We start from the raw sequence: 21484 nt of genomic DNA on the forward strand, positions 1-21484 counted from the left end.
CTAGAAGCTGACCGCCCACCATGCCCGATGCACCCGCCGCATCGGCGAGTACTTTTATCGCCTCGATAATTCGCTCCCCTCCTGCCGCGCGGGTCATCTCTGCGCCAGTCATCATCTTAAAGGCAAGGGTCAGCAAGCCGTCACCGCCCAGTATCGCCGCCGCATCGCCAAACACTTTATGACTCGTCGGGTTGCCGCGCCTAAAATCATCGTCGTCCATCGCAGGAAGGTCGTCGTGAATCAGCGAGTAGGTGTGAATGCACTCAAGGGCGCAGGCCGCCGGAAGAATCGCCTCGGGCTCGCCGCCCACCGCCTCGGTGCCTGCCACACAAAGTATCGGGCGAAGCCGCTTGCCGCCGGCAAAAAGGCTGTAGCGCATGATCTTGAACATCTCGGGTGGCTCGCCGCCCGACTCGGGAACCAGACGGTCGATAGTTTCCTCCACCCGCCCGGTCCAGCGCTTCATGTATTCTTCGGCGTCCACCTCGCCGTGGGAAGTATCAGCGCACACGAGCCCTACCCTTCCTCTTCTTCATCGTCATCCTCAAACGCACCAAGAGATAGAACCTCGCCTGCCTCGCCAGCAAGCTCCTCCACCCGTTTTTGCGCCGAGTCGAGCTGCTCGCGGCAATAGCGGAAGAGTTTCACCCCTTCCTCATAGAGGCCAACAGCATCCTCAAGGGAAGCGTCGCCGTCCTCAAGCGTCTCGACAATTTCCTCAAGACGCTCCACAGCCGCCTCGAAATTTTCAGGGGCCTTCTTTCCCGCAGATTTTTTTGCCGCACTCAAGAGCCTTCTCCTTCTTCTAAGATCTCCTCCACCCGGCATGCCAACATGCCCTCGGAGAGTCGCAAACGCACACGATCACCTGCAGCGGCCTCCTCTGCCCGCCTGAGCAGGGTGCCGTCCTTTTCCTTGTAAGCGAGACTATAGCCTCGCGCCATAACGCCGAGCGGCGAGACGGCCTCAAGCCGACCGATAACAGCCCCCAGCCCAGCCGCCTTTCGCTCGCGCCCCGCTTCATCCGCCCGACCGAGGCGACGCATCACCCCTGCCAGCGCCTCCTCGCCCCGTTGCACCATCACTCCCGGCGAGGCCGCCGCCAATCTGGGCCCGAGCCCGGACAGGCGCGATGCACGAGCGCTCTCCCGATGCCGGGCCTCGCGCCGGATACGCTCGAAAAGCGTGTCCACCCGCTGGGCAAGAGTCCCGAGTGTGTCCTCTGGATGCTGAAAAACCCGCTCGCCCGCCAAATCCTCCAGGCGAGCCTCAAGCTCAGCAAGTTTGTTCGCCACAAGACGCTCCAGCGCCACGGGCACCCGGTTCAAATCGCGAGACAACACCTGCCAGCCCCGCGCCGCCTCCTCGGCCGCCGCTGTAGGCGTAGCCGCCGAGGCGTCCGCCGCCAAATCGCTAAGCGAGGTATCCACCTCGTGGCCCACCGCCGAGAGTACCGGTGTCTCGGACACCACAATAGCGCGGACAACTGCCTCCTCGTTAAACGCCCAGAGATCCTCCCGGCTCCCGCCGCCCCGACCCACGATGATCAAATCTGCTGGGCGGCCCAGATTCCGAAGTCCCTGGTCGGCACGGCCAAGGGCTGCCGCAATTGAAGCGCCAGCCCCTTCTCCTTGAACCAGCGTATGAATAAGCACCACCTCTACAATCGGTGCCCGCTCGCCCAGAACTCGGAGCATGTCCCTTACCGCCGCACCCTCGCGGCTCGTGACCAACGCCACCCGCCGGGGCCGCTCGGGAAGGGGGCGCTTTCTCGCATCCTCAAAGAGCCCCTCTTTCTCCAGCCGCTCCATCAACTGCCGAAAGGCCACCTCAAGGGCGCCCTCGCCCATTGGGTCCATAGAGAGGACCGAGAGCTGATAGCGCCCGTCCCGCTCGTAAAGTGTCACCCGACAGCGCAGCAGAACGCGCATCCCCACCTCGGGCTCGAAGCGCAAAAAACGCCTTCGACCCGCAAACATCACTGCGCTTATTTTTGCGCTCTGATCTTTAATGTCGAAATAGGCGTGTCCCGAAGGATAGGTCCGCCAAGAGGAGAGCTCACCCTCGACCAGAACCTCGGAGAACTCCTCTTCAAGCAGTCCCTTCACTCGGGCATTGAGCTGCGATACGGAATAAACGGTTTTCCCCGCCTCGCCTCCGGCTGAGACAGCAGGGCCTAACAGATCTGCGGTCAAGGCTTGAGCCCCATCTGATTAAATTTCATACAAAGGGTTTGAAAGCTAACCAGCGACATGCTCGCGGAACGCCCGAACAGTGTTGGCCATCAGCATGGCCACCGTCATCGGACCCACCCCGCCCGGAACGGGCGTTATCGCCGAGACCTTGTCAACGAGTGCATCAAAGTCACAATCGCCCACCAGTTTTTCATCCACCCGGTTGATACCGACATCAACGACCACCGCGCCCTCTTTCACCATGTCGGCGGTCAAAAATTTAGGCCGACCCAATGCGGCGACCACGATATCGGCCTCGCGCGTGACGGCGGGAATATCGCCCGTCCGTGAATGGCAGACCGTGACCGTCGCGTTCTCGTGAATCATCATGAGAGACAATGGCAGCCCCACTATTTTTGATCGTCCTATGAGAGCGACTTTTTTTCCTTCTATATTGATATCGTAATGCTTGAGAATCTCAATCACGCCGGCGGGGGTGCAGGGGCGAAGTATGCCCTGCTTCAAGGCCAGGCGCCCAAAATTTTCGGGATGAAAAACGTCCACATCCTTATCGAGGGCGACCGTACGAAGCGCCTCTTGCTCGTTCAAACCAGGTGGCAAGGGAAGCTGGATTAAAATTCCATCCACCTTGGGGTCTGCATTCAAGCTTTCAATCAAGGAGATCAATTCAGCCTGCGGCGTATCCTCGGGAATGCGGTGGTCATAAGTTTCGATGCCGAGTTTCGCGGCTGTGCGCCCCTTGATTCGCACATAAACTTGAGAAGCCGGATCCTCCCCAACGAGGACGACGGCGAGCCCCGGTTGGCGCCCAGCCTTTCCGCTTAGCGACTCGATCTCGGCCACCAGCCCTTCTGTCATCTTCTCGGCGACAGGTTTTCCTTTCATGACGATTGCGGAGGTCTTCTGTTCCATAATTCAGTCCATGTGTGGCGGAGGTTAGTCGGATTTGGGATTCATACCAGTTTTTTCATGTCTTTCAAAGTTAACTTATCGTCCGCCCATCTGACCTGGTTGTCAAAGATCGAGCGGATGCAACCGAATGGGCCCTCATCCATCCCGGGTGGCGCGGGCTATTTGTTAGTGCGATAATATTCAGCGTTTTAGGCGACCTTACGGTCGCTTTAGAGTTTCAAATACTTAGGCGTAGCCATTTGCGCCTTTGAGGAGATATTGATGAAGTCGCTTCTAAGAAACCTCCGCCTTGCCTTGCGGTACATCCGCCGCGATATCCAGGCGGTTATCGACCGGGATCCCGCCGCCCGCTCTGTGGCCGAAGTTCTGCTTTGCTATCCGGGGTTCCACGCTGTCTTGGTCCACCGGGTGGCACATTTTCTCTGGATCCAGAAGCTATATCTTCTCGGTCGCTGGGTGAGTCACGTAAGTCGCTTTTTCACAGGCATTGAAATTCACCCGGGAGCCGAAATTGGCGAGAATTTTTTCATCGATCACGGAATGGGCGTGGTCATCGGCGAGACGACCAAAATCGGGCGCGGCTGCACGATCTACCAAGGCGTCACCCTTGGCGGCGTAAGCCTTCATAAGGGAAAGCGCCACCCCACCCTTGAGGACAATGTCATTGTTGGTGTCGGCGCAAAGATCCTGGGCCCCAACACCATCGGCGCCGGAAGCCGAATCGGCGCCGCCTCGGTCGTGATTACCGAGGTTCCCCCCGGCTCCACAGTGGTCGGTGTGCCGGGCCGTGTCGTCTACCGCGAGGGAGAGGAGCGGAACGAGAGCGAAAAATATGCCGCCTTCGAGCACGCCAACCTTCCCGACCCAGTGGAGTCTGCGCTCCACGCCCTGAACCTTCGAATCTCGGAGCTCGAAAAAGAAATTGAGCGGGCGCGCCAAATCGATACGGACCAGACCACATGACCACAGTCACCCCCGTCTATCTAGATCATAACGCCACGACCCCGGTTCGCCCCGAAGTGGCCGAAATCATAAACCGCCATCTTGGCCCAGCCTTCGGAAATCCGAACAGCATCCACCGCTTCGGCCGGGAAACACGCGGGGCGGTTGAGGGGGCAAGAGAAAATGCTGCATCTCTCATCGGTGCACTGAGCCCCGAGGAGATCGTATTCACCTCTGGCGGCACAGAGAGCGACAATTGGGCGCTCCGCGGCGCGCTCCTGTCTGCGGGCGGCAGCGGCCATATCGTCACCTCTGCCATCGAGCATCCCGCTGTGCTTGGCACCTGCGAGGTGCTTGAGAAAACCGGCGTCGAGGTCAGCTACGTCAAACCAAGCGGCAAGGGCCGCATTTCGGTAGATGAAATAATCGCTGCCATTCGCCCTGACACGCAAATCGTCTCGGTGATGTGGGCCAACAACGAAGTTGGCACCGTACAGCCGATTTCCGAGATCGGCGCTGCCTGCCGGGAGCGGGAGGTTCTCTTCCACACCGATGCAGTTCAGGCGGCCGGAAAAGTTTCCATCGATGTCGAGGCCACCTGTGTCGATCTGCTCTCGGTAAGCGGCCATAAAATCAATGCTTCAAAAGGTGCGGGCTTTCTTTATATTCGAGAAGGCGTCCACATCGAACCCATCATCACCGGGGGTGGCCAGGAGCGCGACCTTCGCTCGGGAACCGAAAATGTCCCCGGCATCGCCGGCCTTGGCGAGGCCTGCCGTCTGGCGCAGGAAGGGTTTGCTGGCGCTGTCGAAAAAACAGCGCGACTCAGAGACATGCTCGAAAATGAAATCTTGGAGCGCATACCCGATGTCGTGGTGAACGGCGACCCGGACCACCGCCTCCCCGGAACAAGCAACCTCGGATTTCTCGGCGCCGAGGGGGAGACGATGCTCATCCGGCTGGATCTTGAAGGCTTCGCTGTGAGCACGGGCTCGGCCTGCAGTTCGGGCTCGACCGAGCCGAGCCACGTGCTTCTTGCAATGGGTCTGCCCAAAGACGCCATAAGGGGCTCGCTGCGCATTAGCCTGGGCTGGGGCAACACCGAGGACGACGTGCGCCGCCTCATGGAAATCCTGCCCGGGGCCGTCGAGCGGGTGCGGCAGATGGCGCCTCGCACTCGCGCAGGTTCAGACAACTAGCAACCAGGAGGAATTTCAAAGTGGCCACCGACGATTATCACTACAACGACACCGTACTCGGACACATCGCCGAGCCGCATAACCTGGGCGAGCTAGAGGGTGCCGATAGCGTGGGAACGGGGACCAACCCGGCCTGCGGCGACGAGGTAACGCTCTATCTAAAATTCGATGGCGATCTCGTATCGGACTCAAAAATGGAGGTTCTCGGCTGCGGGGCGATCACAGCATCGATGAGCGCACTCACCGACCTGGTGCGCGGAAAAACGACGAGCGAGCTTGAGGCGATCACCCACGAGGAAATTTCCGCCTCCCTCGGGGGGCTCCCCAAGCACAAGCGCCACTGCGCCCAGCTCGCCCAGCGGGTTGTCCTAAGCGCACTCAGCAACCGGGGCTAGCGCCGCGCTATTTTCTTCCCGGATTTCACCTTCTTGCCCAGCTTCACCTTTTTAATCTCGTGCCAATCGCGGTAGAGGTGGGAATAATCCTCCTCGATCATTCCGCGCTCGACAGCCATTTGCAAAATCTCATAGGTTCGCTCGGCATAGTCCACATCTGCGCCGAGCGACTTGCCGATTGCGACGGCGAGGCCCACGTCCTTATGCGGATTGTATATGCGCGCCTGCGCATTCCAGCTTCCGTTGAGAATGTTGTTAGGAAACCGGTGCTGACTTGCATAACTGAACGCCGAGGAGACGTTGAACACCTCGATCATCTTCGCGACATCGACACCCATCTTCTCGGCAAGGCGGGCGCCCTCGCAGGTGGCTAGAAAAATTGTGTGGAGCACCATGTTGTTGAGAAGCTTCATGGCGTGGCCGGTGCCAAGCTCTCCCAAATGAAAAAGCTTGTCGGTGAACGGGTCAAGATGTTTCCTCGTCCGCTTGAAAACCTTCTCGTCCCCGCCAATCATCAAGGTTAGCTTGCCTTTTAGAATACCACCCGGCCCACCGCTCATCCCGGCGTCGAGATAGGGTATCCCCGCTCGGGCCGCCCGGGCCGCAAGCTTTTTCGTCACAGCCGGGTTCGAGGTCGTCAAATCATAGAGAACGAGCCCCTTTCGCGCCCTCTTCAAAACACCTTCTTTTCCCTTAAAACAATCCGCAATCTCTGCCGAGGAGGGAACGACGAAAAGAATGATCGCGCATTTTTCTGCCATCTCGCCGGGAGAGGCGATGGTGACACCCCTTTTTTTCTCAAACGGCGCGCGGCAAGCCTCAGCTTCGTCCCACACCATGAGAGGCACCCTCGCCTTTAAATACCTTTGTGCAATGGGCCCGCCCATCCGTCCCACCCCGACGATTCCAACCGTTCTGTTCGCTGGCATATCCCCTCCTTCATCGGCAGCCTAAAAAACCGCCTCGATCAATGACGAAATCAATTAGGATGTGTTAATACTAATAACATCATGACACATCGACACAATCTACGTCCCCTTCTTGAGCCAAAATCCATCGCCGTCGTCGGTGCATCCTCGAACCTGAATCGCACTGGCGGGCGACCGATCAAGCTGCTTCTCGACTACGACTTCGAGGGCCCCATCTATCCCATCAATCCGAATCGCGATGAGATCGGAGGCCTCAAGAGCTACCCGGACATCGCCTCGCTGCCCGAAACGCCCGAACTCGTACTCTTTTGCACCCCGCGCGAGAATAATGCCGAGGCCATGCGGGCGTGTGCCGCACGTGGCGTGGGCGCGGCGGCCGTCATGAGCTCAGGCTACGCCGAGGTGGACGAGGAGGGCGCGCGGCTTCAAGAAGAACTCCTTCAGATTGCCCGCGAGGGTGGGATTCGCCTGCTCGGGCCCAACTGCATGGGCGTCGTTCATGTGCGCCCAAAGCTCATGGCCTCCTTCACCATCTCGATCATGGAAGACGACCCGCTTATCCCCGGCAGCGTGGCTCTCATCACCCAGAGCGGGGCGCTGGGCGCTTGCCTCCTCACCGGTTTCCAGGCCAGCGGCACAGGCATTTCCTCGCTCGTCAGCCTCGGCAATGAGTCGGACGTCGATTTCGCCGAGTGCGTCGAATACTTCATCGATGACCCACACACGAAAGTCATCTGCGGCTACATGGAGTCCGTCCGGGCAAGCGCGCGCCTCCGCGCCGCCGCCGAGCGCGCCCTTGAGGCGGGAAAACCCATCGTTCTCCTCAAGGCAGGAACGACCGAGGAGGGGGCGCGCACGGCTATGAGCCACACGGCGGCGCTCACAACCTCGCACGATGTTTTCTCTGCCTTCGCCGAGCAATACGGGGTTCGGATCTGCGACTCCTTCGATGAGATATTGAGCACGGCGGATTTCCTCTGCCGCTCAAAACCCCTCAAGGGGCGCGGGCTGGGAATATTGAGTTTTTCGGGCGGGGCGTGCTCGCTCGCCGCCGACCACGCCGTGCGCGGCGGCTTCGAGCTTCCGGGCCTCGCAGAGGCGACCCGGGGGAAATTGAGAGAAATCCTCTCCGACTACGCTCCGGTAAGCAATCCAGTCGATCTCGTCTCGCTCATGGTGAGCCGCCCCGAAACGAAACCACTCCAGAGTGTCGGGCGAGCTGTCTTTTCCGACCCAAATATCGACGCCACTTTGATGATCATGGGTATTTATCACCACGTCGCTGATCAAATTGCCGAGGACATGACCGCACTCTTCAAGGAGAGCCCCACGCCCTTCGCCTGCGTCTGGGTGACGGGCCCACACGCACACATCGAGGCGCTCAGGCGCTCGGGCACCCCGGTGTTCGATGACTACCCCTTGGCGGTGCGTGCACTTGAGGCAAGACGCCTCATCGACGAGGCAGCGGAGCGGGCGGCCCGAGGCACGCCACCAATCGACCCGGCCCGCCAAAAAGAGGCTATCCAACTTATTGAGAAGGCCACCGCATCGACAGAAGGCATGCTCGACACTCAAACGTGCACAGCCCTTCTCGACCTTTACGGCATTTCCCGCGCAGAGGAGCACATCGCCGCCTCGATGGCGGACGCCATAGCGGCGTGGCGCGACATCAACGGCCCCGTAGTTTTAAAAGTCGTCTCGGATGCCCTCGTGCACAAAACCGATGTGGGCGGCGTAGTACTGAATCTGAACTCTGAGGAGGAGATCCGCGAGGCGGCGGAACACTTGCTTGCTCTCGCACCGGGTGCTCGCATACTCGTCCAGGAAATGGCAGCGGCAGGCGTCGAGCTTATCTGCGGCATATCGAAGGATCCCACCTTTGGCCCTTGTGTCACGGCAGGGGTCGGCGGAATATTTGTCGAAGCGCTGGGGGATGTATCGCGAAGGCTGCCGCCCTTCGATGAAACCGTGGCCGAGCAAATGCTTCGCGCACTCCGCTCGGCAAAAGTACTGGAGGGACTCAGAGGCGCGCCACCGGTGAACATCCCTGCGGCGGCATCAATCTTAGCGCGTGTATCTGAGATGGCGACAGAGCTCGACGATCAAATCGCAGAGCTGGACATTAACCCCCTCATTGCCGGACCAGAAAAATCCGTTGCGGTCGATGTCCGCATCAGAAAAACCTGACGGGAGGCAAAGAAACCACATGAGCCGAATCACCCCCGAGATCGAAAACCTCGTCGGTCAGAAACATGGGCCTTTTCGCATCACCATCGAGGCGGGCGCCATCAGGAAATTCGCCGACGCCATTGGCGATTCAAACCCGGCCTACCGGGGCCCTGATGCCATAGCACCCCCGACGTTTCCCACCACGTTTCGGCCCGATGATGCCTATCCAGATGTTCCGACGGACTATGGCGATGTGGGGCTCCACGCTTCCCAGTGTTATGAGTTCGAGCGCCCCTTGCGGGCGGGCGATGAGATAGACGCCTCGTTCACTATTGTGAAAATCTATGAAAAAAGCGGGCGCTCGGGTGATCTTGTTTTCCTCGAGCGCGAATATGAGTTCACCGACGCTAAAAATGGCGGGCAAGTCGGCGGCGGCAAGTGGATCTCGCTCAGGAGGTTCAGCAAATGAGCTACAAGGCAGGCGACAAACTTCCCGAGATCATCAAGGACCCTATAGCAAAAGTGCAGCTAGTCATGTACGCAGGCGCCAGCGGCGATTTCAACCCCATCCACACCGACGATGAGGCCGCTCAGGCGCGGGGCCTAAAGGGCGTCATCGCCCACGGCATGCTCTCCATGGGTTTTCTGGGACAACTCGCCGAGGCCGCCTTCGGGGCGGGCTCGACCCGCAAACTTGAGGTGAATTTCCGGGGCATGGTGGACGCAGGGGAAATCATCACCCTGCGCGGCGAGGTCACCGAGGTCCGCGAAGAGTCGGGACGCCAGCTGGCCGTTTGCGAGATAGAGGCTGTTAATTCTGCCGGTGATACTGTCACCAACGGCATGGTCGAGGCGTGGATGGGGTGATCAAGAATACCGCAACAACCTGAAACATTATTTACTAAACTGGTCGCCCAAGGCCGGCTTCTTTTAAAACAGCCATGTCGGGCCCACCGCTCGTGCAGCAACTGGCGAGTACGCCATCAATGGCGACCGAGGGAAGCGAGCCCACCCCCAACTTCTTTGCCCGCTCGGCCACCTCGGGCGATTTCATGTCGAGAACCGCGATATCGCAAGAAGGACATGCCTCCTCCCTCACCTGCGCCACAAAAGACTCGCAAACAGAGCAACCCGCGCTGAAAATCTCAATTTTCCGTTTATCGCTCATCTCTCATCTCCTCTATCGAAAATCCTTCATCTCCACCACTCGACCGGTATTGACGCTCTCCTGCATGGCCTCAAGCAAGGCGGCAATCTCCAACCCCTCGGCCCCACCGGCCTCGGGGCTCTCGCCCGTGCGGATGCAATGGGCAAAATGCACCAACTCCTCGGCCACGCCATCACCTGCATCCACCGGAACCTCGCGCCTCGCAGGCTCATCTTTTTTCTGCACATAAAGCTTCGAGCCGTCCCCCTCACTCCAGGCCGAAGCCTCGGTGCCCATGGCGGCGGCGGTCACGAATATCGGGACAACCGTCGAGGCGCCCACGTAGCCTAATGGGCCGCTCTCGAACTCAAGGATCATGCTCGTCACATCGTCAAGGCCGGATTTTCCCCAAAGCGGCTTGCTGAATGCCGCGAGGCGCTCGATTCGCCCGCCGGAAAAAGCAGAAAGCAGATCAACCATGTGGATGCCCAACCCCGTCATTCCGCCCAAGGGGGACTCCGCCGGGTCGCTCCGCCATCCGGTTCTTGCCTCCTGCATCGAGGGCCGTGAATAGTTGCCCTCAAGCTGGTGGAGCATGCCAAGCTCGCCCGCCTTGATCATTTCAAGAATTCGCCGGTTCGCCCCGAACCAGCGGCGCTTGTGGCCCACCTGAAGGGTTACGCCCGCAGCCTCGACCGCACTGATAATTCTCTTTGCGTCGGCGGCGTTGAGCGTAAAGGGCTTTTCAACAAAAAGGTGTTTTCCCGCCGAGGCAGCCTGGCAGGCAACCTCGACATGAGTCGAGTGCGGGGTGGCTACGATCACGCCCTCGACTGATTCATCCTGAAGAAGCTCTTCATAGCTCGATGTCGGGCGGGCGCCTGTCTCATCCGCAAACGAGGCTCGCGCATCCTCCAGCGGATCAAAGCAACGCACAATCTCGACCGCCCCACTTCGCCCAGCAGCGGCGGCCAGGGTGCGCGCCCATCCACCAAGGCCCACCGAGGCGATGCGAACTTTACCAGAGCCCGTCATTTCGGCTGCGTCAGAGCGCTCAGATCGCGGGCCGGGCTGTAGACCGAAAGTATGAGCGACTGCTCAAGGGTTTCGATGCGATGTTGAAGCCCGCCGGGAATTTGAATCGCGTTGCCCGCCTCGACGATACGCTCCTCGCCGCCCATGCTGACCTTTAGCCTGCCCTCTCTGAGGAAGACGACCTGCTCCTGCGGGTGGCTGTGGTCCTGGACCACGTTCGGCTCGCGATCAATGAACAGCATCGTCATGTTGTCCGCTTGGAGCACTTTTCGATTCGTTCCCTCCAACACATCAAACGGCATATCGTTCAGATCGACAAAGCCCATATTTTCTCTCCCCCACGGGTGGCGACGCCATGCGCCACGACTTAAAAGATACCGGTAATGAAACGGATACCCATAAATTAGCACTTATTTCGGATGAATGCCCCTCTCCTGAGGCCGCCAGGACGGGAGGCAAAACAGGCTCCCTCGGGTATAATCCTCATACTTGAAGGCAGCGGCCCATCTGATCATTAACCGGAATTATCCGGATATTTTTCGAGAAAGGAGTTTTTCATGCGTCTTGAGGGTAAATCGGTGGTCGTCACGGGCGCCGCACAGGGCATCGGTCGTGCAGTTGTTCAGGCATTCGCCAATGAGGGCGCCCGCGTTGTAGTGGTGGATCTGAATGAAGAGGGCGGCGAGGAGACTGCCAAGCTGGTCCGGGACGCTGGCGGCGAGGCCGTTTTTCATAGCGCCGATGTGAGCAAGGTGCCCGATGTCGAGGGCATGATGGACCGCTGCGAGGCTGAATTTGGGCCAATCGATATCATGGTGAACAACGCAGGCATCGTCCGCGCCGCCATGCTCCACAAAATGGCCGAAGAGCAGTTCGACCAGGTCATCGCCGTACACTTGCGGGGCACATGGGCCGGCACCCAGGCTGCCGCCAAGCGGATGATACCCCGCAAGAGCGGGCGCATCATCAACGTCACCTCTGGCGCGGGCCTGCGCGGGGCCATCGGCCAGATCAATTATTCTTCTGCCAAGATGGGTATCGTCGGCGTCACGAAAAGCGCCTCGCGCGAGCTTGGCCGCTACGGCATCACCGTGAACGCGATATCCCCGGCAGCAATCACGCCGATGACCGAGACCATCCGAACCGATGAGCGCTTCACGGCGAAATACCTTGAACGCATTTCGCTCGGACGGTGGGGCACCGCCGAGGAAATGGTGGGCGGCTTCGTTTTTCTCGCCTCAGAGGAGGCCAGCTACGTTACCGGAATCGTCCTGCGCATCGACGGCGGCATGTCCACCTGAGTAGAGGGGCTACCCCTTCCCCGGAGTGAGCACGACCTTATCGCCCTTCACCTTGAGGCCGGTGCCGAAGGGTTTTGAGAGCTCAGCCAGAAAGCGGATGATTTCTTTTCCATCCCCCTTGCGGGGGGACAGAATCGCCGGGGCGTTTCCGATGCCGCAGCGGCAGGGGATTACGTAGGGATCGCTTATCCCTTTTTTCGACAAGTTGCCGCCGAACAGAAACGTCTGGTGCGTCGCCTCGGTGAAAAAGGGCTCGACAATGTCGAAGATCAAATTTCCGGTGCAGTGAACGATGGGACATCCCTTATAAAACTCAACGCCCTGCAATACATGCTGGTGGCCGCCGAAAATCCCCGCAGCCCCGGCGTCGATGGCGGCGCGTCCGATTTCGCGCTGATAGTCCTGAACGTCGTGGGACATGCTCGCCCCCCAATGGTTGCAGACCAGAACCACATCCGTTTTTTTCTTGAGCGAGGCGATCTCGCGCTTCATCCGGGCCAGATCGGCGGGGGCCGTTTTCGTTGTTATCAGCATCTCGGAGCCCGGATACTCAATCGGGTTTCGCCTCGGGGTATACGAAGTATCGACCAGCATCGGGTTCACCCCCGGCTCCCTTGGTCCGGCGGCAGCGCCCTGCGGCAGCGTCGTCGTATAGCCAAGCAGACCGATTTTCAAACCATTTCTAACGAGAACAACCGGCTCTTTCGCCTCTCGAATATTCTTGCCCCCTCCCGTGAAGGGAACTTTTTTTGCTTTGAGTAGAGCAAGCGTGTCGAAAAATGCTTCAACCCCGAAGTCGAGCATATGGTTATTGGCGATGGAGAGCGCATCAAAGCCTGCCTCAAGGAATCCTTCGATCAACTCGGGTTTGCCCCGGTGGTGGGTGGGCTTTCCCTTCATCATCAGGCCGCTTGTGGACAGGTTGTGCTCAAGATTCAAAAAAGCGTAGTCCGCCTTTTTAAATAGCAGGGCAGTCTTGCCCAAAAGACCACGCCCGCTTTTGCGATCCGGCGCCACGTCGCCACCAGTGAGAAATGTGCAGGTCTTAGAAGTTTTATTAACCATGACTACACCAACTCATAGATGTCCATGAACATCCCCTTCACATTGCCGCCCGAAAGATGACCGACGAGCACATCCTCTGTTTTGCCCGGCCCCCCGCTGATGGCCATATGGAGATGGACATAAGGCTGGGGCTCGTCCCAGGTCACATCGCCCAGCGCCAGGGGCGGCTCATCGGGCCATGAAATATTGCCCAGTGCTACAAGTTCGCGCCAATCATCGAAATGGCGGCTGTCCACGTTAAAGCCGTCCATGTCCTTAAAGCCGGTGAGCATGTGGGTCTTCTGAAGAGCCCCGAAGAGGAACAACGAGGCCGAACGAATGTTCTCTTTGATCACAAAAGCATCGACGACCCCGTAAAAATCATCCCCTTCCTCTAGTTTCAATTGAAAGATGCGGCCCAGTTTTTTCTCGACTACTTGCATTGGAGTCTCCCGATTTTACAAAATTATGAAAAAATAAATTCTCCGCTAAGCGGCACCTACAGCTTCATCGTAGACGCGCTCAAGCCCGCCCCGAAATGTGTCCTTCCTCTGCTGCAGCCAAAATTCACCCCGCGAGGGATCGGCCCAGAAAAACTTATCGAATGCGGCATCAGAAACGGCCGCCTCCTTACTCCGGCCTGCTTTCGCCATCTCCGCCATCAGACCCAGCACTTCACTCAAATATCCTTTGAGCTGGCCCACCTCCTTCATACCGCCGACGGGCCCATGTCCCGGCACAACAATTTCGGCCGACATGCCCTCGATATAAGCGAGCGCGTCGATCCATTCCCGCACATTCGCGTCCCTGAGGCCCGGACACGGTTCATTGATCACGATGTCGCTCGCGAATATTAGCCCCTCCTCGGGAATGAACACCATCGAAGTGGCGGGTGAATGGCCACCCATGCGGCGAATCTCGAAAGTCAGCGGCTCTAAGTGGAGCACCATCGTATCGTCGAAACATATATCCGGCGCTGGAATCGCTGCATCGATAATCTGCCGTGCCTCCTCCTTGAACCCCAAATCTTCGAGGGTGTCGGTGAATATTTTCTTCGAAAACGCATTGTCACCCTTCGAGACTTCATCAAAGACATATTGCGGCGCGATGAAGGTTATCTCACCCTCGATAAACGAGGCGCCTGCTGTGTGGTCGCCGTGATAATCAGTCGCAATGAGATAACGAATCCCTTGGGGGCTTAAGGGTCTGACCTCGGCCTGCCAGAGGGCAGAGTCCGTCGGGCGAACCGGGCTATCGAGCAGAACGATGCCACGCTCAGTAACAGCCGCGCCCACGTTAGCCCAGTCGTATCCAGTCTCGGCATAGATGCGATCAGTGATTTTTTTCACGCAATTTCCTTTCTTGCCCCCTCGGTAAGAATCGCCGGTCGGAGCGGGGAGAGACAATCAAATATTTAGTACGACAATTATGCCGCATACCAGAGGGGCGGCGCACCCCGCAAAGCCGATCTCAGCGCATCGGCGAATAGTCTACGGGGCGCCAGATTTCGGATTTTCGCGACACGAGATAAGGGTCCGAACAATCTCGCCAGCCAGCGAGTTTACTGGTGGCCTCATCCACCTCTGCCCACTGGTTCAGGTCGCGGTAGGGCCAGATATGTAAAAACTCGTTGAGGATGCCCGAGGCGAACTCGTTCGCGGGGTTCGCGAAGGCGGCGGCCAGAGGCGAGAGATTTTCTCTTTCGGGAAGATGCTCGGCCCATGCGGCGCTGATATTTCCCATGGTGCCTGCCTGGGAAATATCGCTCCTCACCTCGTAGACGCTGCCCATAGCCCCGGTGCGGGGCTCTGGACAAAATGACGTGGCCGCCATCAGCCGGGTCTGCTGATAAAGAATTTTTTCAACCCTCAAAGGCGGCCACCAAGATGCGGACTGCGCCTTATCACGAACGCTTTCACGATGAGCGGAATTTTCGTACTCCCATATATGAAAAATTCGGTCCAGCTCGCCAATGGCCGAGCGGAAAAAACAGATAAGCCGCGAGAGCTTTACCCGCTCCTCGATAATATCCCCAAAACCTGCCACCGCCTCATCGAGACTCCCTTGCGTAAACGTATAAGCCCGTACTTCGTAGAGCATTCGCGGCTGCCTCCTTTGCTGAATTGAAGTGGGGCAAGTAGCTCCCCGGAATCAGGAAAATCTTGTAGTATGCCCGTGAGTTTCAATACCGTCGCACAAAGGGCCGGATAGGACAATAATTGGACCCGGAAAATCATTCCCCAATTCGACACGGGAGGCTTTATGCCGGAGTTTGAAGAACAGATACGTTTAACGATTGACACCATAGACAGCGAGCGGGCACGGCTCACAGAATTCTTCAAGACCTTTAGTGAGGCCGACTGGAAAAAGCCCACCTTTTGCTCGGACTGGAACACCGGCCAGGTAGTTGGGCATCTAACCCTCGGCGCACAATTCTACGCCTCGACGGTATCGAACGGACTCGTGGGCAACCACGGCTTCCCCCTCGGCGCGAAAACAAAAGAGGAGTTCATGGGGCTTCGCACTTCGATCATGAACGATATCGCTGCCCTCGATGGCGGCGCACTAGTGGAGAAGTTTAACAAAGACACGCAGGAAGTGGTCTCGCTTTTTCGATCAATGGGCCCCGAGGATTTGGACAAAGTCGGGTGGCACCGAAGAGGCGTCATCCCTATCCCTTATTTCATCATTCAGCGCATCTACGAGTTCATTCTCCATGAGTGGGATATACGAAACGAGCCCGACTCGCCGCTGAATCCTGCAGCGCTCGGCGTTGCGGCCAAAAATTTGCGCTGGCGATTTCCAATCCTCTACAACACACAGCCCGATCTGAAGCTAGAGGGCCGCTTTCGATTCGAGACACCCGACACGGGAGATGTCTGGGCGATGTCCATCGAAAAGGAAAAAGCCTCGTTCCTCGAAGATCTGAGCAGCAATTTCGACGCTTCTATATCCGCTCCCGCCAGCGATATGATTTTAATGGCCACGGGGCGTGCCGATATCGATGCCAAAGAGGCCGCCGGTGTGCTTCGCACCGATGGCGAGCCCGCCAAGGTAAAAGCCATTATTGCCTCGCTCTTCTATCCCATTTAAGCCAGGCGGAAATTAAGAAAGGAAAAACCATTGGATTTATTCTCTCTCGGCTTGCTTATGCTCGGACTCGTGGTGGGCACCATACAGGCGGCAACAGGTGTCGGTTGGGGCGTCATAACCGTGCCCGCGCTCTTCCTTATCCCCGGCATCAAGGCCCAGCAGGTAGTTGCCGTCTCCATGCTGGCCTCGTTGTTCAACGTATCGGTCGCCTCCTTCGAGAATATTCGCCATGGCAACATGCAGTGGAAATATGCGGCCCTCATCGCCACCGGCGCGATTATCGGCGGCGTTATCGGCGCCTATCTACTGAGAAACCTCCCCGGCACAGCCATCCGGCGCTCGGTGGGCGCGATTGCTGTCATCGCCGGGCTCAGAATGCTGATAATCAAGTGAGACTATACAAACCATGAGCACCGAGCTGAATGTGAAGGTCGAAAAACGTGAGGCGGCATCGGGTGCAGGGCTAAAGCTCGCCAGTGGGGCAGGGCCCGCCGAAGCGGGACGACTCTGGGGTCAGCTATTCAATATATGCGGCAACTCTTTCGCCCCGGATAACGCCTTTGGTTTACAAGAGGACGATGGCGGATACGCCGCCTGCTGGATCATTCCCGGCGGAAGATCTGCGCCCGAGGGCCTTATCCCAGCAGATATGCCCGGGGGCTGGTACGCCGTGGCGGTCCACGAGGGAGGATACGATAGAATTGGAGATACAATCACCACGATGGTTGACGAGTGGCTGCCGCACGGCGGATTCAGGAGAGCCAAAGGACCTGTAGTCGAGCGCTACTTGAACGATCCGCGCGAGACGCCCGAGGAGGCGCTTCGCACCGAGATTTGCCTTCCCGTCGCACCCGACCCGATCGAGTAGGGCGTTTACCTTCATCGGTTTGAACCTATACGATGAAAATAGTTACGGACAAGTGAGACCAGCCGAAATGACGAAAAACAACAGATACGCATTTCAACAATCCGAGGGCACCTCGCTCTGGCGAACGCTCAGGGAACTGGCCACGAACTCGGCGCATTATCCGTTTCTCCTGATCCTCCTCGAGATCAACCATATCGGAATTATTCCCTATTTCAAAAATCTATCTCACTGGGCGCTCCTCATATCCCCCTTCGTACAGGCTATCTACCTGTCTGGAACACACACGAAAGCATGGCAGATTTTTCTGGGCAATCTGATCGGAGTCGCTCTCTATACCGCCGTCGATTTAGGGGGAGAGGGGCTGGAATTTTTCGAAAAGCCCGAGCACATCGCCTACTGGGCCTTCGCCATCTCAATCGCCCTCGCGCAATTCGGGCGCATAGCGATGGAAAAGAAGTCACAGAGGGGCCAGGACTTTTTCCGCACCGCCGAGAACACGATCAGAACCATGATCATCCCGGCGGTCTATTTCATCAGCCTGATAAAGATCTCGAAATCAGACTTCCCCACTGCCTTGGTTTCCTTCTTCAACGAGAGTTCCCACCATTTCCTGGTCCAGGCCATTTTCATCATCGGCATATTCTACGGTGTCAATGAGGTTCTCCTGGCTCGGAATCGATCGTTTCTTCTCGTTCTCATAGAGCGGCTGCGCCATTACAGTTCGTGGTTCATCGATTCGAGCCTGATGGAAAATCTCGTTGAAACGGGGGGAGAGGCCGCCACGAAGCGCGCCGAGCGGACTGTGCTTTTCATGGACATCCGTGGATTCACGAACTGGTCGAGTATTCATATGGGAACCGAGGTGGGCGACTTGCTAAACGGATATTACGAAATTGCGGGGCCTATTATTGCAGAGTACGGCGGACTGATGAACAACCTGACGGGCGATGAGGTCATGGCCATATTTCACGATCCACGGAAGGCCGTTCAGTGCACAAGAGCCCTCCAAGCTAAAATTACGCCTTATCTTGGGCAGTTCGATCTGGGGGCCGGGGTTGGGCTCCACTGCGGAGAAGTCGTCGAAGGCCTTTTCGGCACATCGAACAAAAAAGTATTTTCGGTGATGGGAATGCCCGTTAATATCGCAAAAAGGCTTGAGGGTTGCGCCGATTCGGGCTCAATTGTCTTTTCCGAGTCAATCTTAAAACACCTGGGAGACAGCTACGAAGTTCCCGTCGAATCGCTACCGCCCGTCTCCCTCAAAGGGGTGCCGGAGCCCGTTCCAATCTACAAAATCAAGTATTCAGAAAATGGAGACCTCTCGAAATAATTTCTCTCCCCCTCACGCCTTCGACACACGACACAGAAGACTCTTCAAGTTCGTCTGATCCGACACCGGGTCTAGCTGATTCTTGTCGGTCAAAAAATTCACCGAGCGCCATGGATGATAGGGCTGCCGCTCACCCCACCCAATAGGAATGAAAACAGCCGTTTCTCGAATGCCTGCGCTAACCCAGGCCATTGCCTCGATGCGCCCACCTGGCGTCTCGACGCGAACCCTGTCGCCATCCGAGATGCCAAGCCGCCCGGCTCGATTCGGGTGAATTTGGCAGTAAAGATCGGGCCACATCTCCTGCGCCTGCCAGAAGTAATGCGTTCAACTATGGAAATGGGGAGCGGGGGGGCGAGCCGTTATAAGCTCGCTATCAAACCCTGCCTCGCGCAACACCGCGCCGGGGCTATCCTCTCCCGGCGGCACGATTCGGCAGCGCGCAGCCCCGGTGGGTGCGGCCTTGTGGAAAGGTGAAATTACGCCAAGCTCGCCATCACCGTGCGCCGTCTTGGCAAAGGGCATGTCCACCAACTGCTCGGGATCTGAGTAAAACTCGGGTAGCGCCGAGAGGCCAAGAGTCGAAAATTTTACCTCCAGCGCCTCGGTCCAGAATTCGAGCTTCCCGCTCGGCGTCGGAAAACGATAGCCCTCGGGCTGGCCTGCTGCTGTGGTTCCCTTAAGATAAAGTGTTTCTTGCTCGGGGGCGTCCTCGCTCGCCACCGGAATCCGATAGAGCCGGGGGCTCCCCGGAAGCCGCCAATCAGGAGATCTATTGGAGAGAAATGCGAACCATGTGATTAAAACAAGGGTGGCCGCAAATATCAGATAGGCCAAAAAGCGATCACTGATATCCGGTCGCTTCATATGATCAGGAAAATTCGATTTTCTTTACTTCCAAAATTTCAAAGCTGCGCGTGCCGCCCGGAAGCTTGACTACCACCTCATCGCCCGGCTCTTTTTGCATCAGCCCGCGAATAAGAGGGGCCTGAAACGAAAGAATGCCGTTTTGAAAATCACTCTCCTGCTCACCAAGGATCTTGTAGGTGAGTTCCTCGTCTTTATCCAAATCGAACAAGGTCACTTCGGTTCCGATCGTCACTTTGTCGCCGGCAATGGGCAAATCCTCTATCAACTCGGCACTCTTGACCTTGTCCATCAAGATGCTCACCTCATGCTTGAGGTTTGACTGCAAATCAAGGGCTGCCTCCCACTCGGAGTTCTCGCTCAGGTCGCCGTAGTCCGCCGCCTTGGCCAACTCCTGCGCCACTTCAGTCTTTAAGCGATGAGTAATTTCATCCACTTTTTCCTTCATGATTTCAAGGCTATTTTTCGTCGTATAATACGGGGGCATCGTTACCTCTCTCTTTGTCCCGCGCCGGGCAGTGCGCGAAGCTAGACTCAAGCCCGGGGGCTTTTTTCTCCGGTAGTCAAAAGATGATTCCTAAAATCAAAACCAGTATCCTCGGAGAACGCATCGATCAGGCGTTTGGTCACCGGACCAGGCACGCCATGCTCCGGTTTAAAACTGTCCACTTCCCTTACCGGCACAGCGCAAATAGCGCTCGATGTGATGAAATATTCCTGTGCCTGAGCCACATCGTACATCGTAAAATTTCGCTCCTCGACGGGAATCCCCAGCCGCCCCGCTAATTCAAACACGGCCTGCCGTGTCACGCCCTGAAGCACATTTCTCTCTGGCGGCGTCCACAGGGCGCCATCGCGAACGATAAAGAAATTCGCTGAAGAATTTTCAGCAACATTCCCGTGAATATCGAGCATGAGCGAAAGCGAGCCGCTCGCTGCAGCATCGAGCTCGGCAAGTATCTGATTCATCTTGCTCGTCACCTTCGCACGCGTCTCTACACACTCGGGCGGATTCCGCCGGGTGGCGGTCACCGCCAGGCGAACACCTTCCTCATAGTTTCGAGCAATTTTCCCCACGTCCACAGGGCGCCAAAAAATCACCACTGTCGCCCGCTTAGCCGAGCCAGCCGACATCGAGGCATCATCCACACCCCGCGTCACCCAGTGTCCAACACGGTACATACTGCCCGGCTCAAGGTTCCTTTCATTAGCGGCAAGGGTGTCGAGCGTTGCCTTCTCCATCTCCTCACGGCTCATGCCCGGATCGATTCGCACATAGCGAAGAGAGCGATAAAGGCGATCAATGTGATCGCTCAATCGATAGAGACGGCCATCGAAGCAAGGTGTCACCTCATAGACCCCGTCCCCCCAGAGAAATCCGCGATCAAACGGAGATATCCTTGCCTGACTCTCCTCGACAATTTCACCGTTCAGATAAAGTACGCGCTCGCCTACCACCGATATTCACCTCTTGTTTTTCTGTACAAGAAAGTGCGACTAATCCGGATTCACACTGGATCAGCCGCACTCATAAAAACCACCCCCTCCGGGATAGTAAATCCATTATACATAAATTCTATACATCAAGGAAAGTCGTATTCAAGGAGAAAAACAAGACATCTAGCAGAAATATAAGGAGTTTCGCGCCTATCGACCTTTGGGCATTAGCTTCCACAAACGCTCGGCATTGCCATGGGCAATGGCGTGAGCTGCTCGGGTGGGTAACTCCTTTAGCGCCTTGGTGAAATACCTTACCGCCCGCCGGTATTTATTCTTGCGCCAGTGCTTATCCCGCACCATGTCGAGAGCAAAAATAAATCGATCAGGGTAGGCGATAAAATGAATATTTCGATGCGTTTTGGGCGAACGGGCGGCCTCAGCATGAAAAAGTTGACTAATTTATTAAGCGCAAATGGATGGTCTGGGTGCCTTTTCAACAACCGCTCAAGACTGGCCATGAACATCGATAAAATAGAGGTCGTTCGGGTCGTGCCCCGGACCAAAATAATCCGCTATTTTGGGAGCGTACGAGACTGGACCGACTAGGAACAAAACAAT

The 21484-nt window shown here is 57.3% G+C and carries 26 protein-coding genes and 1 pseudogene; 12 read left to right on the plus strand and 15 right to left on the minus strand.

Annotation, left to right across the window (positions count from 1 at the left end; all coding sequences use genetic code 11):
- The 4 genes from HOJ95_15370 to folD all read right to left on the minus strand — a co-directional run.
- Positions 1 to 466, minus strand: a 466-nt coding sequence (locus tag HOJ95_15370) for a hypothetical protein (protein MBT6396078.1), incomplete at its 3' end; no start/stop codon positions are given.
- Between the two features lie 50 nt (positions 467 to 516).
- The gene (gene xseB, locus HOJ95_15375; GenBank protein ID MBT6396079.1) at positions 517 to 828 is read right to left on the minus strand and encodes an exodeoxyribonuclease VII small subunit; all 312 of its coding nucleotides are present in this window, start codon (positions 826 to 828) and stop codon (positions 517 to 519) included.
- On the minus strand, positions 786 to 2195 hold the full coding sequence (xseA, locus tag HOJ95_15380; protein MBT6396080.1) for an exodeoxyribonuclease VII large subunit: 1410 nt from the start codon (positions 2193 to 2195) through the stop codon (positions 786 to 788). The genes xseB and xseA overlap by 43 nt, the downstream gene beginning before the upstream one ends.
- Positions 2196 to 2240: 45 nt before the next feature.
- The gene (gene folD / locus HOJ95_15385) at positions 2241 to 3107 is read right to left on the minus strand and encodes a bifunctional methylenetetrahydrofolate dehydrogenase/methenyltetrahydrofolate cyclohydrolase FolD (GenBank protein ID MBT6396081.1); all 867 of its coding nucleotides are present in this window, start codon (positions 3105 to 3107) and stop codon (positions 2241 to 2243) included.
- 261 nt (positions 3108 to 3368) lie between these two features.
- On the opposite strand from folD, the gene cysE reads away from it, so the two are divergent.
- Genes cysE through HOJ95_15400 form a run of 3 tightly spaced genes read left to right on the plus strand, consistent with a single transcriptional unit; the run spans position 3369 to position 5643 of the window.
- The gene (gene cysE / locus HOJ95_15390) at positions 3369 to 4070 is read left to right on the plus strand and encodes a serine O-acetyltransferase (protein MBT6396082.1); all 702 of its coding nucleotides are present in this window, start codon (positions 3369 to 3371) and stop codon (positions 4068 to 4070) included.
- On the plus strand, positions 4067 to 5248 hold the full coding sequence (locus HOJ95_15395) for a cysteine desulfurase (GenBank protein ID MBT6396083.1): 1182 nt from the start codon (positions 4067 to 4069) through the stop codon (positions 5246 to 5248). The genes cysE and HOJ95_15395 overlap by 4 nt, the downstream gene beginning before the upstream one ends.
- 20 nt (positions 5249 to 5268) lie before the next feature.
- The gene (locus HOJ95_15400; GenBank protein MBT6396084.1) at positions 5269 to 5643 is read left to right on the plus strand and encodes an iron-sulfur cluster assembly scaffold protein; all 375 of its coding nucleotides are present in this window, start codon (positions 5269 to 5271) and stop codon (positions 5641 to 5643) included.
- Here HOJ95_15400 and HOJ95_15405 read toward each other — a convergent pair.
- Positions 5640 to 6572 (minus strand): NAD(P)-dependent oxidoreductase, encoded by a 933-nt coding sequence (locus HOJ95_15405; protein MBT6396085.1) that lies wholly within the window; start codon positions 6570 to 6572, stop codon positions 5640 to 5642. The two genes, HOJ95_15400 and HOJ95_15405, sit on opposite strands and share 4 nt — an antisense overlap.
- Positions 6573 to 6653: 81 nt before the next feature.
- On the opposite strand from HOJ95_15405, the gene HOJ95_15410 reads away from it, so the two are divergent.
- Genes HOJ95_15410 through HOJ95_15420 form a run of 3 tightly spaced genes read left to right on the plus strand, consistent with a single transcriptional unit; the run spans position 6654 to position 9608 of the window.
- On the plus strand, positions 6654 to 8759 hold the full coding sequence (locus HOJ95_15410; protein ID MBT6396086.1) for an acetate--CoA ligase family protein: 2106 nt from the start codon (positions 6654 to 6656) through the stop codon (positions 8757 to 8759).
- 19 nt (positions 8760 to 8778) lie between these two features.
- Positions 8779 to 9210, plus strand: coding sequence for a MaoC family dehydratase (locus HOJ95_15415; GenBank protein MBT6396087.1), 432 nt, complete (start codon positions 8779 to 8781; stop codon positions 9208 to 9210).
- On the plus strand, positions 9207 to 9608 hold the full coding sequence (locus HOJ95_15420; protein MBT6396088.1) for a dehydratase: 402 nt from the start codon (positions 9207 to 9209) through the stop codon (positions 9606 to 9608). Before HOJ95_15415 ends, HOJ95_15420 begins: the two co-directional genes overlap by 4 nt.
- Before the next feature lie 34 nt (positions 9609 to 9642).
- Here the strand turns inward: HOJ95_15420 and HOJ95_15425 are convergent, their stop codons facing one another.
- Genes HOJ95_15425 through HOJ95_15435 form a run of 3 tightly spaced genes read right to left on the minus strand, consistent with a single transcriptional unit; the run spans position 9643 to position 11249 of the window.
- The gene (locus tag HOJ95_15425; GenBank protein ID MBT6396089.1) at positions 9643 to 9909 is read right to left on the minus strand and encodes a hypothetical protein; all 267 of its coding nucleotides are present in this window, start codon (positions 9907 to 9909) and stop codon (positions 9643 to 9645) included.
- 12 nt (positions 9910 to 9921) lie between these two features.
- The gene (locus tag HOJ95_15430) at positions 9922 to 10923 is read right to left on the minus strand and encodes a Gfo/Idh/MocA family oxidoreductase (protein MBT6396090.1); all 1002 of its coding nucleotides are present in this window, start codon (positions 10921 to 10923) and stop codon (positions 9922 to 9924) included.
- Positions 10920 to 11249 (minus strand): cupin domain-containing protein, encoded by a 330-nt coding sequence (locus HOJ95_15435; GenBank protein ID MBT6396091.1) that lies wholly within the window; start codon positions 11247 to 11249, stop codon positions 10920 to 10922. The genes HOJ95_15430 and HOJ95_15435 overlap by 4 nt, the downstream gene beginning before the upstream one ends.
- Before the next feature lie 231 nt (positions 11250 to 11480).
- Here HOJ95_15435 and HOJ95_15440 point away from each other — a divergent pair, with 231 nt between their 5' ends.
- Positions 11481 to 12224 (plus strand): SDR family oxidoreductase, encoded by a 744-nt coding sequence (locus tag HOJ95_15440; protein ID MBT6396092.1) that lies wholly within the window; start codon positions 11481 to 11483, stop codon positions 12222 to 12224.
- 9 nt (positions 12225 to 12233) lie between these two features.
- On the opposite strand, the gene HOJ95_15445 is transcribed toward HOJ95_15440, so the two are convergent.
- The 4 genes from HOJ95_15445 to HOJ95_15460 form a co-directional block, all read right to left on the minus strand.
- Entirely contained in the window at positions 12234 to 13289 is a 1056-nt protein-coding gene (locus HOJ95_15445) for a CapA family protein (protein MBT6396093.1), read from the minus strand.
- Between the two features lie 2 nt (positions 13290 to 13291).
- A complete protein-coding gene (locus HOJ95_15450) occupies positions 13292 to 13711 on the minus strand; it encodes a DNA-binding protein (protein MBT6396094.1) in 420 nt (139 codons plus the stop codon).
- Between the two features lie 45 nt (positions 13712 to 13756).
- Positions 13757 to 14617, minus strand: a complete 861-nt coding sequence (locus tag HOJ95_15455) for an MBL fold metallo-hydrolase (protein MBT6396095.1) — start codon at positions 14615 to 14617, stop codon at positions 13757 to 13759.
- Between the two features lie 121 nt (positions 14618 to 14738).
- Positions 14739 to 15368, minus strand: coding sequence for a hypothetical protein (locus HOJ95_15460; GenBank protein MBT6396096.1), 630 nt, complete (start codon positions 15366 to 15368; stop codon positions 14739 to 14741).
- A 162-nt stretch (positions 15369 to 15530) separates the two neighbouring features.
- Here HOJ95_15460 and HOJ95_15465 point away from each other — a divergent pair, with 162 nt between their 5' ends.
- The 4 genes from HOJ95_15465 to HOJ95_15480 all read left to right on the plus strand — a co-directional run bounded on the left by HOJ95_15465 (position 15531) and on the right by HOJ95_15480 (position 18559).
- Positions 15531 to 16361 (plus strand): maleylpyruvate isomerase family mycothiol-dependent enzyme, encoded by an 831-nt coding sequence (locus tag HOJ95_15465; GenBank protein MBT6396097.1) that lies wholly within the window; start codon positions 15531 to 15533, stop codon positions 16359 to 16361.
- Positions 16362 to 16391: 30 nt separating this feature from the next.
- Positions 16392 to 16754, plus strand: a complete 363-nt coding sequence (locus HOJ95_15470; GenBank protein ID MBT6396098.1) for a sulfite exporter TauE/SafE family protein — start codon at positions 16392 to 16394, stop codon at positions 16752 to 16754.
- A gap of 13 nt (positions 16755 to 16767) precedes the next feature.
- The gene (locus tag HOJ95_15475) at positions 16768 to 17229 is read left to right on the plus strand and encodes a GyrI-like domain-containing protein (GenBank protein MBT6396099.1); all 462 of its coding nucleotides are present in this window, start codon (positions 16768 to 16770) and stop codon (positions 17227 to 17229) included.
- A gap of 67 nt (positions 17230 to 17296) precedes the next feature.
- Complete coding sequence (locus HOJ95_15480; GenBank protein ID MBT6396100.1) at positions 17297 to 18559, plus strand: adenylate/guanylate cyclase domain-containing protein; 1263 nt, start codon at positions 17297 to 17299, stop codon at positions 18557 to 18559.
- A gap of 12 nt (positions 18560 to 18571) precedes the next feature.
- On the opposite strand, the pseudogene HOJ95_15485 reads toward HOJ95_15480, so the two are convergent.
- The 3 genes and pseudogenes from HOJ95_15485 to HOJ95_15495 all read right to left on the minus strand — a co-directional run bounded on the left by HOJ95_15485 (position 18572) and on the right by HOJ95_15495 (position 20884).
- Positions 18572 to 19426 (minus strand): annotated as a pseudogene (locus tag HOJ95_15485) (hypothetical protein).
- A gap of 4 nt (positions 19427 to 19430) precedes the next feature.
- Positions 19431 to 19913 (minus strand): transcription elongation factor GreA, encoded by a 483-nt coding sequence (locus HOJ95_15490; GenBank protein MBT6396101.1) that lies wholly within the window; start codon positions 19911 to 19913, stop codon positions 19431 to 19433.
- Between the two features lie 47 nt (positions 19914 to 19960).
- The gene (locus HOJ95_15495; GenBank protein MBT6396102.1) at positions 19961 to 20884 is read right to left on the minus strand and encodes a branched-chain amino acid aminotransferase; all 924 of its coding nucleotides are present in this window, start codon (positions 20882 to 20884) and stop codon (positions 19961 to 19963) included.
- Positions 20885 to 21265: 381 nt separating this feature from the next.
- On the opposite strand from HOJ95_15495, the gene HOJ95_15500 reads away from it, so the two are divergent.
- A complete protein-coding gene (locus tag HOJ95_15500; GenBank protein ID MBT6396103.1) occupies positions 21266 to 21472 on the plus strand; it encodes a hypothetical protein in 207 nt (68 codons plus the stop codon).
- Positions 21473 to 21484 lie beyond the last annotated feature (12 nt).

Source organism: Nitrospinaceae bacterium, from assembly GCA_018669005.1.
GTDB lineage: Bacteria > UBA8248 > UBA8248 > UBA8248 > UBA8248 > UBA8248.

Coding starts and splice junctions, on each gene's coding strand:
- HOJ95_15420 (MBT6396088.1), top strand. CDS start 9,207: ATGAGCTACAAGGCAGGCGACAAACTTCCCGAGATCATCAAGGACCCT.
- HOJ95_15480 (MBT6396100.1), top strand. CDS start 17,297: ATGACGAAAAACAACAGATACGCATTTCAACAATCCGAGGGCACCTCG.
- HOJ95_15425 (MBT6396089.1), bottom strand. CDS start 9,909: ATGAGCGATAAACGGAAAATTGAGATTTTCAGCGCGGGTTGCTCTGTT.
- HOJ95_15500 (MBT6396103.1), top strand. CDS start 21,266: ATGAATATTTCGATGCGTTTTGGGCGAACGGGCGGCCTCAGCATGAAA.
- HOJ95_15445 (MBT6396093.1), bottom strand. CDS start 13,289: ATGGTTAATAAAACTTCTAAGACCTGCACATTTCTCACTGGTGGCGAC.
- HOJ95_15405 (MBT6396085.1), bottom strand. CDS start 6,572: ATGCCAGCGAACAGAACGGTTGGAATCGTCGGGGTGGGACGGATGGGC.
- HOJ95_15465 (MBT6396097.1), top strand. CDS start 15,531: ATGCCGGAGTTTGAAGAACAGATACGTTTAACGATTGACACCATAGAC.
- HOJ95_15410 (MBT6396086.1), top strand. CDS start 6,654: ATGACACATCGACACAATCTACGTCCCCTTCTTGAGCCAAAATCCATC.
- HOJ95_15395 (MBT6396083.1), top strand. CDS start 4,067: ATGACCACAGTCACCCCCGTCTATCTAGATCATAACGCCACGACCCCG.
- HOJ95_15415 (MBT6396087.1), top strand. CDS start 8,779: ATGAGCCGAATCACCCCCGAGATCGAAAACCTCGTCGGTCAGAAACAT.
- folD (MBT6396081.1), bottom strand. CDS start 3,107: ATGGAACAGAAGACCTCCGCAATCGTCATGAAAGGAAAACCTGTCGCC.
- HOJ95_15490 (MBT6396101.1), bottom strand. CDS start 19,913: ATGCCCCCGTATTATACGACGAAAAATAGCCTTGAAATCATGAAGGAA.
- HOJ95_15440 (MBT6396092.1), top strand. CDS start 11,481: ATGCGTCTTGAGGGTAAATCGGTGGTCGTCACGGGCGCCGCACAGGGC.
- HOJ95_15460 (MBT6396096.1), bottom strand. CDS start 15,368: ATGCTCTACGAAGTACGGGCTTATACGTTTACGCAAGGGAGTCTCGAT.
- HOJ95_15475 (MBT6396099.1), top strand. CDS start 16,768: ATGAGCACCGAGCTGAATGTGAAGGTCGAAAAACGTGAGGCGGCATCG.
- cysE (MBT6396082.1), top strand. CDS start 3,369: ATGAAGTCGCTTCTAAGAAACCTCCGCCTTGCCTTGCGGTACATCCGC.
- HOJ95_15435 (MBT6396091.1), bottom strand. CDS start 11,249: ATGGGCTTTGTCGATCTGAACGATATGCCGTTTGATGTGTTGGAGGGA.
- HOJ95_15450 (MBT6396094.1), bottom strand. CDS start 13,711: ATGCAAGTAGTCGAGAAAAAACTGGGCCGCATCTTTCAATTGAAACTA.
- xseB (MBT6396079.1), bottom strand. CDS start 828: ATGCCGGGTGGAGGAGATCTTAGAAGAAGGAGAAGGCTCTTGAGTGCG.
- HOJ95_15430 (MBT6396090.1), bottom strand. CDS start 10,923: ATGACGGGCTCTGGTAAAGTTCGCATCGCCTCGGTGGGCCTTGGTGGA.